12 protein-coding genes and 1 tRNA gene are annotated in these 14,092 nt (G+C 66.8%); 7 read left to right on the top strand and 6 right to left on the bottom strand.

Annotation, left to right across the window (positions count from 1 at the left end):
• Positions 1–8 precede the first annotated feature (8 nt).
• Positions 9–392: a hypothetical protein gene (locus ASD37_RS02815; RefSeq protein ID WP_235567957.1), complete on the bottom strand. Its 384-nt coding sequence runs from the start codon at positions 390–392 to the stop codon at positions 9–11.
• A gap of 73 nt (positions 393–465) precedes the next feature.
• Entirely contained in the window at positions 466–1,632 is a 1,167-nt protein-coding gene (locus ASD37_RS02810) for a PrsW family intramembrane metalloprotease (RefSeq protein WP_056547763.1), read from the bottom strand.
• A 159-nt stretch (positions 1,633–1,791) separates the two neighbouring features.
• On the opposite strand from ASD37_RS02810, the gene rpsA reads away from it, so the two are divergent.
• Positions 1,792–3,252: a 30S ribosomal protein S1 gene (gene rpsA, locus ASD37_RS02805; protein ID WP_056547760.1), complete on the top strand. Its 1,461-nt coding sequence runs from the start codon at positions 1,792–1,794 to the stop codon at positions 3,250–3,252.
• Positions 3,253–3,445: 193 nt separating this feature from the next.
• The gene (gene coaE / locus ASD37_RS02800; RefSeq protein ID WP_056547756.1) at positions 3,446–4,624 is read left to right on the top strand and encodes a dephospho-CoA kinase; all 1,179 of its coding nucleotides are present in this window, start codon (positions 3,446–3,448) and stop codon (positions 4,622–4,624) included.
• A gap of 4 nt (positions 4,625–4,628) precedes the next feature.
• Here coaE and ASD37_RS02795 read toward each other — a convergent pair whose 3' ends face one another.
• Together ASD37_RS02795 and ASD37_RS02790 are read right to left on the bottom strand one after the other, a co-directional pair.
• On the bottom strand, positions 4,629–5,201 hold the full coding sequence (locus tag ASD37_RS02795; RefSeq protein WP_056547754.1) for a hypothetical protein: 573 nt from the start codon (positions 5,199–5,201) through the stop codon (positions 4,629–4,631).
• 10 nt (positions 5,202–5,211) lie between these two features.
• Positions 5,212–5,718, bottom strand: a complete 507-nt coding sequence (locus ASD37_RS02790) for a DUF402 domain-containing protein (RefSeq protein ID WP_082569916.1) — start codon at positions 5,716–5,718, stop codon at positions 5,212–5,214.
• 60 nt (positions 5,719–5,778) lie between these two features.
• Between ASD37_RS02790 and uvrB the strand changes: the two genes are divergently transcribed.
• Complete coding sequence (uvrB, locus tag ASD37_RS02785) at positions 5,779–7,941, top strand: excinuclease ABC subunit UvrB (protein WP_056547749.1); 2,163 nt, start codon at positions 5,779–5,781, stop codon at positions 7,939–7,941.
• Between the two features lie 43 nt (positions 7,942–7,984).
• The gene (locus ASD37_RS02780; protein ID WP_056547746.1) at positions 7,985–9,400 is read left to right on the top strand and encodes an MFS transporter; all 1,416 of its coding nucleotides are present in this window, start codon (positions 7,985–7,987) and stop codon (positions 9,398–9,400) included.
• Here ASD37_RS02780 and ASD37_RS02775 read toward each other — a convergent pair.
• Complete coding sequence (locus tag ASD37_RS02775) at positions 9,397–10,101, bottom strand: MgtC/SapB family protein (protein WP_056547745.1); 705 nt, start codon at positions 10,099–10,101, stop codon at positions 9,397–9,399. The genes ASD37_RS02780 and ASD37_RS02775 overlap by 4 nt on opposite strands.
• Positions 10,102–10,167: 66 nt before the next feature.
• Here ASD37_RS02775 and ASD37_RS02770 point away from each other — a divergent pair, with 66 nt between their 5' ends.
• The 3 genes from ASD37_RS02770 (at position 10,168) to ASD37_RS02760 (ending at position 11,825) form a co-directional block, all read left to right on the top strand.
• Positions 10,168–10,896 carry a DUF899 family protein gene (locus tag ASD37_RS02770; protein WP_056547742.1) on the top strand — a complete coding sequence of 243 codons (729 nt, stop codon included), beginning with the start codon at positions 10,168–10,170 and terminating at the stop codon, positions 10,894–10,896.
• 123 nt (positions 10,897–11,019) lie between these two features.
• Positions 11,020–11,694, top strand: a complete 675-nt coding sequence (locus ASD37_RS02765; protein WP_082569915.1) for a PAS and ANTAR domain-containing protein — start codon at positions 11,020–11,022, stop codon at positions 11,692–11,694.
• A gap of 60 nt (positions 11,695–11,754) precedes the next feature.
• Positions 11,755–11,825 (top strand) — tRNA-Cys (locus ASD37_RS02760).
• 23 nt (positions 11,826–11,848) lie between these two features.
• On the opposite strand, the gene ASD37_RS02755 is transcribed toward ASD37_RS02760, so the two are convergent.
• Complete coding sequence (locus ASD37_RS02755; RefSeq protein WP_235567956.1) at positions 11,849–13,948, bottom strand: acyltransferase family protein; 2,100 nt, start codon at positions 13,946–13,948, stop codon at positions 11,849–11,851.
• Positions 13,949–14,092: the final 144 nt, after the last annotated feature.

Here is a 14,092-nt window from a genome sequence, read left to right as displayed (position 1 = left end):
GGTTTGGTCTAGCTCGACAGCTGGCCGAGCGGGTTGAGCTTGAGTATCGACAGCGGAAACAGGTTCTCGCCGTCGGCGCCGTCGACGGTCTCGTAGAGGCCCAAGGTGTAGATGCCCGCCTGGGTCACCTGCATCGGCAGCTGCTGCGCGAACACCCTGAACTTCACCGGCTGGGGCGGATCGTCCGGCCAGTTCCACGCGAACTCCAGGGCACCCACCCGCTCACCGTCCGGCGCGGTGGCGACGACGAAGCGGCGCACGTCGTAGTCGGTGCCGCCCTGGGCCACGACCGCCAGGACGATCGGGATGGTGATCTGGCCGGGGAAGACGTCCACGTAGCAACTGGTCATCGGGAAACCGCTGGCGGTGATCCCGCCGGTTTGCTCCTGCACTGCGCTCAACGATGGTCCGAAAGCTATGACCTGCATGTGTCATCCGATCCTGGAGGGCCGATGCCGACCGACTCTAGTGCAGCGCCCCGCCGCGATAGGCCGCGAAGGATTGCAACACAGGAGCGGCCGCCCGCGCCTCGTACACGCGGTAGGTCTCCTCGTTGAGCAGGGCGTGCACCCTCGGGTCGCCGAAGCCCCTGTCGATGCGATCCCTGACGAAGGCCAGCTCGATCACCTGCGCGGCAAAGTCCTTGACGCCCTTGGCCGCCGGCTTGCCTGCGAAACGGGTGACCTCGCCGACCGCCAGATTTCGGGCCCGGATCGAGCTCAGCCAGGTGGCCTCGTTGGGGGTCACCAGGCCGGCGGCCACCATGCCGGGCAGCTTCGCGGCGACGGTCCGCTGCTCCCGGCGCCGGCTGGCGACGGCGAGGACGATCGCCAGCCCGAAGACCGGCATCATCCAGAGCAGGTAGACCAGGAAGTACGTCTCGATGCCGAAGAACGACGAGCCGTTCCACAGCGCGTGCATGACCACCGCGCCGGCGTACCCGGCCAGGATGTACCCCGCCTTGGCCAGGGGTGCGCGGCGCTGCAGGGCGAAGTAGACCCCAATGGCGGTCATCGTCGTGAAGAGCGGGTGGGCGAAGGGCCCCATGATCAGGCGCAGGCCCGCGGTCACCAGCGATCCGCCGAGGGATTCACCGCCGCCGATGTAGGCGATGTTCTCCAACCAGGCGAACCCCGCTGCCACGATGCCGGCGTAGACCAGGCAGTCGGTCAGCGAGTTCAGCTCGTTGCGTCGGCGGCCCGTCATCATGATCAACAGGAAGACGCCCTTGGCGGCCTCCTCGACGATCGGCGCCACGATCGCGAGGGTGACGAACTCGTCCGTCGCCGCTTCGCCCGTCGCCAGCAGCGACCCGAAGACGAGTTCCAGGATCACCGAGACGACGATTGCGACCGACGCGCCCCAGGTGAAGGCCAGTATCAGCAGCCGAGGGGGCTCCGGCTCCCACCGGTCCAGCCACAGGTAGGCCAGCAGCACCACGATCACCGCGACGGTGGCCAGCACGAAGCCGATCGACGTGCCGACGGGGTTGACGGCGGTCAGCAGAATGACCGACAGCCCGGCCACGACGCCCATCGCGATGATGGCCCCCAGTGGCGCGCCGACGGCACGGATCTTGCGGGGCAACGGCGGACCGAACGAACGCGGTGGCGGCACGGCGGGGTGTGTCACGGTGGCAGCGTAACGGTGGGTGCAGACCCAGGTTTGTCCAGCGTGTATCCGGTCGAGTAGTCTCTTCGGGTACCCGTGTGCGCGCTTGACGCGTGTAGCACCAGTACACACCAACAAATCCTGTCCCTACGATAAAACCTGTCCGGAGCCACCCACCAAATGCCAAGCCCCTCCATCACCTCGCCGCAAGTAGCCATCAACGACATTGGCTCGGCCGAGGATTTCATGGCCGCAATCGACAAGACGATCAAGTACTTCAACGACGGCGACATCGTCGAAGGCACCATCGTCAAGGTCGATCGCGACGAAGTCTTGCTCGACATCGGTTACAAGACTGAAGGCGTCATTCCTTCTCGCGAACTTTCGATCAAGCACGACGTCGACCCCTCAGAGGTTGTGTCCGTCGGCGACGAGATCGAAGCGTTGGTCCTCACCAAGGAGGACAAGGAAGGCCGCCTCATCCTGTCCAAGAAGCGGGCTCAGTACGAGCGCGCTTGGGGCACCATCGAGGAGCTCAAGGAAAAGGACGAGGCCGTCAAGGGCACCGTCATCGAGGTCGTCAAGGGCGGCCTGATCCTCGACATCGGCCTTCGTGGCTTCCTGCCGGCGTCGCTGGTGGAAATGCGTCGTGTCCGCGATCTGCAGCCGTACATCGGCAAGGAGATCGAGGCCAAGATCATCGAGCTCGACAAGAACCGCAACAACGTGGTTCTGAGCCGTCGGGCCTGGCTCGAGCAGACGCAGTCCGAGGTGCGCAGCGAGTTCCTCAACCAGCTGCAGAAGGGTGCCGTCCGCAAGGGCGTCGTCAGCTCCATCGTCAACTTCGGTGCCTTCGTGGACCTGGGTGGCGTCGACGGCCTGGTGCACGTCTCCGAGCTGTCCTGGAAGCACATCGACCACCCCTCCGAGGTCGTCACGGTTGGCGACGAGGTCACCGTCGAGGTGCTCGACGTCGACATGGACCGCGAGCGGGTTTCGTTGTCGCTCAAGGCAACTCAGGAAGATCCGTGGCGCCACTTCGCGCGCACCCACGCGATCGGCCAGATCGTGCCCGGCAAGGTCACCAAGCTGGTTCCGTTCGGTGCGTTCGTCCGCGTCGAAGAGGGCATCGAGGGCCTGGTGCACATCTCGGAGCTCTCCGAGCGCCACGTCGAGGTGCCGGATCAGGTCGTCCAGGTTGGCGACGACGCCATGGTGAAGGTCATCGACATCGATCTCGATCGTCGTCGTATCTCGCTGAGCCTCAAGCAGGCCAACGAGGACTACACCGAGGAGTTCGACCCGTCGAAGTACGGCATGGCCGACAGCTACGACGACGCGGGCAACTACATCTTCCCCGAGGGCTTCGACTCCGAGACCAACGAATGGCTCGAAGGCTTCGAGAAGCAGCGTGACGAGTGGGAGGCCCGGTACGCCGAGGCCGAGCGTCGCCACAAGATGCACACTGCGCAGATGGAGAAGTTCGCGGCAGCCGACGCGGAGGCGGCCAGCAGGCCCGCCACCGCCAACAGCGCCTCGTCCTCGACGTCGTCCAGCACGGGTCCCGAGTCCACCGGCGGAACGCTGGCCAGCGATGCTCAGCTGGCCGCGCTGCGCGAGAAGCTCGCGGGCAACGCTTGAGATTTGGCAACGCGTAACACGTAGTACGACAAGGACGCCCCGGCTCGTGAGAGCCGGGGCGTTCGTCGTCTGCGGGGTCTGCGGGTGTGCGCCGAAAGTGAAGACGTGCGCGAGTTTTCGTGAGTTCGACGCGAACTGCTTCACGTTCGTGGCCGCCGTCGGCCGCGAGTTCGCGTCCTGACAGACTGGCGCCATGCTGCGAATTGGGCTCACTGGTGGAATTGGTGCCGGCAAGTCGACGGTCTCGTCGACGTTCAGCGAGCTCGGCGGCATCGTCGTCGACGGTGACGTGATCGCCCGCGAGGTGGTCGAACCCGGCACCGAGGGACTGGCCGCACTGGTGGACGCCTTCGGGTCGGAGATTCTGCTGCCCGACGGCGCGCTGAACCGCCCGGCCTTGGCGGCGATCGCCTTCCCCGACGACGAGAAGCGGGCGACGCTGAACGGGATCATGCATCCGTTGGTCGGCACACGGCGCGCCGAGCTGATCGAGGCGGCCCCGGCCGACGCCGTGATCGTCGAAGACATTCCGCTTCTGGTCGAGTCGCAGATGGCGCCGTTGTTCCCGCTGGTGATCGTCGTCGACGCCGACCAAGACGTCCGCATCCGCCGGCTGATCGAACATCGCGGGTTCTCCGAGACCGACGCCCGCGCCCGCATCGCCGCTCAGGCCAGCGAGGAGCAGCGCCGGGCGGTGGCCGACGTGTGGCTCGACAACTCCGGCAGCGCAGAGGATTTGGTCGCAGCCGCCAAGGCGCTGTGGCACGACCGGATCGCGCCCTTCGCGCACAACGTGGAGACCTCGACTCCGGCGCGCGCGGTGCCGCGCGTGGTTCCCGCCGACCCGACGTGGCCCGACCAGGCCAGCCGAATCGTGTCCCGGCTCCGAACCACGTGCGGACATCGGGCGATCCGGGTCGACCACATCGGGTCGACCGCCGTGCCCGGCTTGGACGCCAAGGACGTCGTCGACGTGCAGGTGACCGTCGCGTCGTTGGATGTCGCCGACGAATTGGCCGACGCACTACTGGCGGCGGGCTACCCGAAGATTGACGGCCAGACCGACGACGTCGCGCATTCCGACGACATCGCGTCATGGCACAAGCGGGTGCACGCGTCCGCCGATCCGGGTCGGCCCACCAATGTGCACCTCAGGGTGGACGGCTGGCCAAATCAGCGGTTCGCGCTGTTGTTCCGCGACTGGCTCGTCGCCAATGCCGACGAGCGGGCGGCGTACCTGGCCCTCAAGCGCGCCGTGGCCGCCGACGGGCACGAGACCTCCGGTGACTACGCCGAGGCGAAGGAACCGTGGCTCGTGGACGCCTACCGCCGCGCGTGGGAGTGGGCGGACGCGACCGGCTGGCAGCCCTGAGACGTCAGGCGGCGGGTGCCGGTGCCGGTGTGGGTTCGGCCGGCGCCGGTTCGGGAGCATCCATCGGCGCGGTGTTGCCCGTCGGGAAGTTGCTCACCGTGCCGCAACTGAGCACGCCGTAGCCGGGATCGTCGTGCTGCGGGGTGAGCCTGGGTGCGACGAACTGGTCGGCTTCGGCGATGATCTGGTCGTTGACGAGGATCTCGCAGTGCAGGCTTGCCGAGTACGGCCATTGGATGGCGACCTGCATGCCGGCCTTCTGCGTCTGCGTCACGACGCCGGTGGTCTCGAAGGTCCGCCCTGGCACCATCGTCGGCGCCGCGGTGTTCACCTGGTCGTCGGCAATTGCGTAGCTGATGGTGGCACCGCGCGACACGCCGTCGACCCGTGCCCGGTAGACCACGTTGTACGGGCCGGGCCCCAGGTCGACCTTGGCGTCCGGGGGAGGGACGGGGGTGTCGGCGGATTGCTCGGTGGCGTCGGGGTCTGCCTGGGCGAGGGCAGGCAGGATCTGAGTACCGAACAGCAGGGCGGCCGCCGCTGCACCAGCCACCAGCCCACACTTAGTCAAGCTCATAAAAAGGACTTTACGCTGCCCTCCAGGTGAGGGCCATTTCGCGGTCCGCCAGCCAGCCGTGGACGTCGTAGGCGTTACCGGCGAGACCGTCGATCGCGGAGGCGGCCGTGCGTACCGCGGCGGTGGCATTCTCCGGGGTGATCAGGCCCTCGCCAACCGCCTCGAACAGCTCGTCGACGTCGAGCAGGTCGACGCCGGAACCGGTCCGGACGACCAGATCCAGGTAGTGATCCTCGGTGCGCCACACCTGACCGTCGACCACGATGGGCCCGACGTCGAGATAGAAGTCCTGGTCACGTTCGTAGCCAGGATTGAAGTGGAAGACCGAGATTCGGAGGCTCAGCGACGGAAGCAGCCACGATTCGAGGTAGTGGAACTGTGCACGACCGGGTGTCGGGCGTGCCATGTAGAGGCCAAAGGGGTGCACGGCGTACACGTCGACGTCCCGCACGATGCCCTTGGGATCGGTGTTGGTGCGGGCCGCGACGTCGAAGGTCTCGCGTTTGGGGGGATGGATTTCGCCAGCCTAACCAGTCGGGAATCGAACTTGTCGGTGGTTGGTTCTAACCTGGTGAACATGGCTTTCGCTACCGAATATCCAGTCGTGGCGGTCTCGGAGTACCGGGCCGTCGATGACGTCGTGCGCGTGGGCGGCGAGTTCCAGGTGGTCAGCGAGTATTCGCCGGCCGGCGACCAGCCCGCGGCGATCGCCGAATTGGAACGTCGCATCACCGCGGGGGAGCGGGACGTCGTCCTGCTGGGTGCCACGGGCACGGGCAAGTCCGCGACGACGGCGTGGCTGATCGAGAAGCTGCAGCGGCCGACGCTGATCATGGCGCCCAACAAGACGCTGGCCGCCCAGTTGGCCAACGAACTCCGAGAGATGTTGCCCAACAATGCCGTCGAGTACTTCGTGTCGTACTACGACTACTACCAGCCCGAGGCGTACATCGCGCAGACCGACACCTACATCGAGAAGGACAGCTCCGTCAACGACGACGTCGAGCGGCTCCGACACTCCGCGACCCACAATCTGCTGTCCCGCCGCGACGTCGTAGTGGTGGCGTCGGTGTCGTGCATCTACGGTCTCGGCACGCCGCAGTCGTACCTGGACCGCTCGGTCGAACTGAACGTGGGCGACGAAGTTCCCAGGGACGCGCTGCTCCGACTGCTGGTCGACGTGCAGTACACCCGCAACGACATGGCCTTCACCCGCGGATCCTTCCGGGTGCGTGGCGACACCGTGGAGATCATTCCGAGCTACGAGGAACTGGCGCTGCGCATCGAGTTCTTCGGTGACGAGATCGAGGCGCTGTACTACATGCACCCGCTGACGGGCGACGTGGTGCGCAAGGTCGACTCGCTGCGGGTCTTCCCGGCTACCCACTACGTGGCGGGTCCGGAGCGGATGGCGATCGCGATCGCCAGCATCGAGAAGGAGCTGGAGGAGCGGCTGGCTGAGCTGGAGGGTCAGGGCAAACTGCTTGAGGCACAACGGCTTCGGATGCGCACCAACTACGACGTCGAGATGATGAAGCAGGTGGGCTTCTGCTCGGGCATCGAGAACTACTCTCGGCACATCGACGGACGTGGGCCGGGCACGGCGCCGGCGACCCTCCTGGATTACTTCCCGGAGGACTTCCTCATGGTGATCGACGAGTCCCACGTCACGGTGCCGCAAATCGGTGGCATGTACGAAGGCGACATGTCGCGCAAGCGCAACCTCGTCGACTTCGGCTTCCGGCTGCCGTCGGCGGTCGACAATCGGCCGTTGACATGGGAGGAGTTCGCCGACCGGGTCGGGCAGACGGTGTATCTGTCGGCGACCCCGGGCCCCTATGAGCTCAGCCAGGCCGGCGGTGAGTTCGTCGAGCAGGTCATCCGTCCGACGGGTCTGATCGATCCGAAGGTGGTGGTCAAGCCCACCAAGGGCCAGATCGACGATCTGATCAGCGAGATCCGCAAGCGCACCGAGTTGGACGAGCGCGTGCTGGTCACCACGCTGACCAAGAAGATGGCCGAGGACCTCACCGACTATCTCCTGGAGCTCGGCATCCGGGTGCGCTACCTGCACTCGGAGGTGGACACGCTGCGGCGCGTCGAGCTGTTGCGTCAGCTGCGCCTCGGCGAGTACGACGTCCTGGTGGGCATCAACCTGCTCCGCGAGGGTCTGGACCTGCCCGAGGTGTCGTTGGTGTCCATCCTCGACGCCGACAAGGAGGGCTTCCTCCGATCGGCCCGCAGCTTGATCCAGACCATCGGCCGTGCGGCGCGCAACGTGTCCGGTGAAGTCCACATGTACGCCGACAAGATGACCGACTCCATGAAGCAGGCCATCGACGAGACCGACCGACGCAGGGCCAAGCAGATCGCCTACAACGAGGCCCATGGCGTCGACCCGCAACCGCTTCGGAAGAAGATTGCCGACATCCTCGACCAGGTGTACCGCGAGGCCGACGATACCGACGCGACGGTCGACGTCGGCGGTTCGGGGCGCAACGCCTCCCGTGGGCGGCGTGCGCAGGGTGAACGTGGCCGCGCGGTCAGCTCGGGGATCGCCGAAGGGCGCGACACGGCGAACATGCCGCGGGCAGAGCTCGCCGACCTCATCAAGGAGATGACCGCTCAGATGATGTCGGCCGCGCGGGACCTGCAGTTCGAGTTGGCGGGTCGCATCCGCGACGAGATCGCCGACCTGAAGAAGGAACTGCGCGGCATGGATGCCGCAGGCCTGAAGTAGCGGGGTTGATCTCAACCTTGGTTGAGCTCATACGGTTGTCCGCGTGACCCACCCGGACGACACCCAGAGCCACACCCCGACCGCAGGCTGGCGCGAGCTGCTCGGGCCGAAGAACCTTGGCGCGTCGACGGTGCTCGCCGGTGGCGTGGCGCTGTACGCCACCAACGAGTTCCTCACCATCAGCCTGCTGCCGAGCACCGTCGCCGAGATCGGTGGCCAACGGCTGTACGCCTGGGTCACCACCGTCTATCTCGTCGCCTCGGTGGTGGCGGCGACCACGGTCAGTGCGGTGCTGACGAAGGTCGGCCCGCGATGGGCCTACCTCGGCGGCCTCGGCGTGTTCGGCGTCGGAAGCGTGCTGTGTGCCGTCGCACCCAGCATGGAGTTCCTCCTGCTCGGCCGGGTGGTGCAGGGCGCTGCGGGTGGGCTGCTCGCCGGCCTGGGGTATGCCGTCATCAATTCCGCTCTGCCGCAGTCGTTGTGGACGAAGGCGTCGGCTCTGGTGTCCGCCATGTGGGGCGTCGGAACCTTGCTGGGACCGGCCGCGGGCGGACTGTTCGCGCAGTTCGGTTCGTGGCGTTGGGCATTCGGCCTGCTGGCGGTGTTGACCGCGGTGATGGCGGCGTTGGTCCCGTTCGCTCTGCCGGGCCGTACGGACGGCGTCGACCGCCCTGCCGTCGACCGGATCCCGGTGTGGTCGTTGATGTTGCTCGGTGCGGCGGCCCTGGCGATCAGCGTCGCCGGCATCCCGCGCAACCTCGCGCTGACGGGTGGCCTGCTGGTGCTCGGGGTGGTCCTGGTGCTGGTGTTCCTCGTGGTGGACCGCAGGACGAGCGCTTCGGTGCTGCCGCCCATGGCCTTTCGGCCCGGTCCGCTGAAGTGGATCTACCTGACTCTCGGCGTGCTGATGGCCGCGACGATGGCGGACATGTACGTGCCGCTGTTCGGTCAGCGGCTGGCCCACCTGGTGCCGGTGGCCGCCGGCTTCCTGAGCGTGTCACTGGCCGTGGGGTGGACCATCGGCGAGATCACCAGCGCGTCGCTGACCAAGACCCGGCTCATCGTGACGGTCGTCGCGGGTGCGCCTTTGGTGATGGCGGTGGGCCTCGGCGTCGCCGCGGTGAGCCAGTTCGAGAATGCGTCCGGCCTTCTGGTCGCGGTGTGGGTGATCGCCTTGATGATCACCGGCGCGGGCATCGGCGTCGCCTGGCCGCATCTGTCCGCGTGGGCGATGGGCAGCAGCGACGACCCGGCGGAGGGCCGCACCGCGGCCGCCGCGATCAACACCGTCCAACTGATCTGTGGTTCGTTCGGGGCCGGGCTCGCCGGGGTCGTGGTCAACCTGACCGACCGTGGTGACGCGACCGCGGCCAGGTGGCTGTTCGCGGTGATGGCGCTGCTCGCGGCGCTCGGGAGCGTCGCGTCGTACCGGGCCAGCCGCGGCCGCGTCGCGCCCTAGTCGCGGTCGTCGTCGAGCTGCCGGATTGCGGTCACACCGTCGATGCGGGCCAGCAAGTTCGGCGCGTTGAGGATGCCGTTGCCCGACAGCGTCAGCAGCACTCCGCCCGTCGGGTCCGACTCCAGCTCCGCGAGCTGCCAGTTGCGTCGCTCGCAGGCCTGCAACAGGGCCGACATGACGCCACGGTTCTCCTCGTAGGTGACGTGCACGCGGATCGATCCGCTGAGACGGGCGGCCAACCGTTTGGCCACCGGCATGAACCCCAAGATGATGATGAAGTGCATGGCCGTCACGGTGCACGCGAGCAGCAGAAGCCCGGACCCGGCGGCCATGCCGATCGCCGCGGACTCCCACACCGCCGCGGCGGTCGTCAGGCCGTGCACGGAGCCGCGACGGAAGATGATGATGCCAGCGCCGAGAAACCCGATGCCCGAGACGATTTGGGCCGCGACGCGCGACGGGTCGACGACGACCAGACCGTCGACCAGGACGTCCTGGAAACCGTACTTGCTGACCAGCAGGATGAGCGCCGCCGCGGTGCCGACGATGGTCTGCGTGCGCAGTCCTGCGGCCTTGCCCTGGATTTCGCGTTCGAGACCGATCAGCGCGGTCAGTCCGAAGGCCACGAACAACTCGACGATCTGACGGGTGCCTTGGCCCGGGCCGCCGAAGAACGGCGGATCGGCCAGCCAGAGATTCATGCCGACAAGGTATCGCGCACTACCCGCGCCGCGATGAATTCTCGCGACTCGGCGGGTCAAGACCGTATGACCACGATCATCCCCACCGCCTACCCAGAGGTCGCCTCCCGTGCCGAGTGGCTGACCGCCCGCCGACGTCTCCTGGCCCGCGAGCGGGAGGTCACGCATCTTCGCGACGCGGTCAACGCGGAGCGTCGGCGAATGCCAATGGTCAAGGTGGACAAGGACTACGTCTTCGAGGGGCCGGACGGCGAGGTGCGCCTGGTCGACCTGTTCGAGGGCAGACCCCAGCTGTACGTCCACCACTTCATGTGGGTCGACGACGAGGACCGGGGCTGCCCGAGCTGCAGCGCCTCTGCCGAGCTCTCGTTCACCGACGGTGACCGCGCACTTCTCGCGGGCAGGGGACTGACGCTGGTGTGCGTGTCACGCGCGCCGTACGCGAGCATCGCCCGGTATAGCGACCAGCAGGGCTGGACGTTCCCGTGGTACTCCTCGCGTGACGGCGACTTCACATACGACTTCCACGCGACGCTCGACCCGGCGCGTGCTCCGGTCGTGTACAACTACGAACCCGTCGACGGGGACCTGCGCGGCGACGTGCCAGGAGCCAGCGTGTTCCTGCGCCGGGGCGACGACGTGTTCCACACCTACTCGGCCTTCGCGCGCGGCCTCGAGCACACCTCCGTCGGCTATCCCTTTCTGGACATGGCGCCGTACGGCCGCCAGGAGGAGTGGGAGGACTCGCCGAACGGCTGGCCGCGCGGGGGTGCTGCTGCCGGCCTGCCGCTCTAACGGATCACGGCGACGTCGAATCCGACGGGAGCACTTGACATCTTGACGTCGGTCGCACTCGGGCCGGCGCCGTGGGGGCTACAGTGCGGTGATGGCCTCGACCCCGCCATGAGACGAGACGCCATGCCCGCCCAGCTCATGTCCCACGACGCGCTGCCGCTTCGAGTCGGGCCGTTCCGCTTCTACTTCGCCGACGAATCGTGGGATTGGTCGCCCGAAGCCGCCCAGATCCACGGCTACCCGGCGGCCAAGATGCATCCGACCACCGAGCAGGTGATGTCGCACAAGCACCCCGACGACCACGCGAAGATTGCAGCCACGCTGGCGGAGATACGCCGCACCCATGGTCCGATCAACACGCGTCACCGCATCGTCGACGTTCGGGGTCAGACCCACGAAGTCATCGTCGTCGGTGTGCAACTGAGGGATGACTACGGCAACGTCGTCGGCAATCAAGGGTTCTTCGTCGACGTCACTCCGACGGGTCGCCCGCACGATGAGGTCGAGGACGCCCAACGACTGATCACCGAAGCCGTCGCCGGAATCTCCGAGCGACGCAGCGTCATCGAGCAGTGCAAGGGCATCCTCATGTTCGTGTACCGAATCGACGCCGAACGAGCCTTCGACCTTCTCCGGTGGCGGTCACAGGTCACCAACACCAAGTTGCGCGGGCTGGCGGATCAGTACCTCACCGAGTTCATCGCCCTGGAGTACGACGAGGTCCTTCCTACGCGGTCGGACTGCGATCAGCTCCTGCTGACGGCTCACGAGCGCGTCGCGTTGCCAATCGCCTCCTAGCGATCACGGCGATCCAAAGCCTTGGGTGTGCCACGGCGCGCTGGCAAGGTCATGGACAACGCGGGTGTGGCTGAGTGGCTAGGCACCGGCCTGCAAAGCCGTTTACACGGGTTCGAATCCCGTCATCCGCTCGCGTTGCTCAGTGGTTCAGCTGTCATGGCTGCGCCAGCGCACGGTCCGCAAGGGCCCCCAGCGCCGGCGCCAGAAATTCGGCGTACTCGCGCGTCACGTGGCCCGCATCGAAGTACACCATCATGTTGCCGACGATGGCAGGACAGCGGTTTTCGCTGCAGAAGAGTTTGGTGGTATCCGCGTAACGGCCGCCACCGGCTTCGGTGGCCTTCGCTTCGGCGACCATGCCGGGACCATGTTCCGGCCCGCGCCGCGCCGCACAGGCGGTCGCGTCGTCGAGGTGCCCGGACAGGCACAGCGGCACCGGCGCAGGCGGGTCCGCCGTCGGACCGAGCACCAGCACCTTCGCCCCGGTGCTCCGGAACTCCTCCACGACCTCGGTGAGACTGGCCAACCAGGCGGCGTCGTACTTCTTCAGACCCGGGACCATCGTGTGGGTTCCGGTGGCGTCGTAGGCGCGGGACGAACTGATCACGATCAGCTTGGGCCGCTCGACGTGCAACCGAGCCACGATGTGGTCGCGCCACTCCGAGCACCGCTGAATGCCTTCGGCCAACCCGTTGAAGCGTGTCGTGATCGGCAGGTCGGTGATCGAGCAGCCCGCCTTCGCGAACATCAACAATCGCCAATCTCGCTGCTCGGCAATCCGTTTGAACGCCGGGTTCAACATCGCGGCGCGTGAGTCGCCTATCAGCGCGACGGTCGTTGCGGAAGCGGCGTCACCCGCCACGCACTCGGGTTGTCCCGAATCGAAGGGCAGGATTCGCAGGCAGCCGCCGCTCAGGATGCCCAACTGCTGGGCGGATCCACTGGTCAGCGGCGGAGTCAAGTTCGACGGCACTTCTTGAAGGTCGACCGACGCCTCGACGGCGTCCTCCACCTCGGCGAACGCGCCCTGCACCGCCGCGTCGTACGCCGCTAGTGGCGCCCCAGGGGAAACCGATGGCGCGGAAGCGACGACCGGCTCGATCGCGGGGCCCCTGCCGACCGGAGTGGGCACGGCCAGATACACCACCAAGCCGACGCACACTGCCACGGCGGTGGCAAGACCACCCACGCCCAGGCTGACGGCGGGTGACGTGCGCACGCGTTCGGCGAACCGGAACGGGTTCTCGACGAATCGCACGGTCAGCACCGCGAGCCCCAACGAGACCAGGACGGCAATCAACTTGACCCCCAACCCGACCTGATGGCCCAGCAGGGGAGGGGTGAGCACCAACACCGGCCAGTGCCACAGGTACCACGAATAGGACACTCTGCCGATGGCGCCCATCACAGGGACGCCGAGGGCGCGGCCGACCCCGCGCGACGGTTCGGCGCATCCGGCGCCGATCACCAGCATCGTGCCGAGCGTCGGCAACAACGCGGCAGTTCCGGGATAGCTCGTCTCCCCGCTCAGCAACGTGCACGCCAGCAGGATCATGACCAACCCAGTCCACCCGACGACGGCGGCGGAACGCGTGGACAGGCGACGCCAGTGGACGACGGTGAGAGCCACCAAGCCGCCGAGGGCCAATTGCCAGGCTCTGGTCGGCAGTGAGAAGAAGGCCACGGGCGGGACCAGGTACGTCATCAGGAACGAGAGGGCGAAGGACACGGCGGCAACCAGTGCCAAGACCACGACGTACGGACGTACCGACGACGACGTCGCCTCCGTCGTCTTCCTACCCCGCTTGCGCGCCCGCCGGATGAGCCATGCCGCACATACGATCAGCAACGGCCAGAGGATGTAGAACTGCTCTTCCACACCCAGTGACCAGTAGTGCTGGAAGGGCGACGGTGCCAGCACGTCCTGTTTGCCGAAGTACTTGACGCCCGAGCTGATGAACCGATAGTTGCTGACGTACAACGCGCTGAGAATGCCGTCCAGAGTGACTGATTGGACTTGCAGCGGGGGCAGCAACATCGCCGACGCGACCATCGTGACGACGCCTACGAGTGCGGACGCCGGGAGCAGACGGCGGGCTCGCGCCCCGTAGAACTTCCTCAGCCTGACACCACCGGAGCTACTGACTTCACGCCACAGGAGACCCGTGATCAGGAACCCCGAGATGACGAAGAAGACGTCGACGCCGACGAATCCGCCGCTGAGTCCGGGGAGGTCGGCATGGAACAGAACCACGGCCAACACCGCGACGGCACGCAGACCCTCTATGTCGGGGCGAAACTGCTTGCCAATCAGATCGCGAACGGTGCGATCGCTCCCGATGAGTGATGTCGAGATTGCCGAAGTCGACGATTCCCGGGAATCTTCTCGCCGTCCTGC

The organism is Mycobacterium sp. Root135, from assembly GCF_001426545.1.
GTDB lineage: Bacteria > Actinomycetota > Actinomycetes > Mycobacteriales > Mycobacteriaceae > Mycobacterium.
This window is presented reverse-complemented; position numbering and strand designations above follow the sequence as displayed.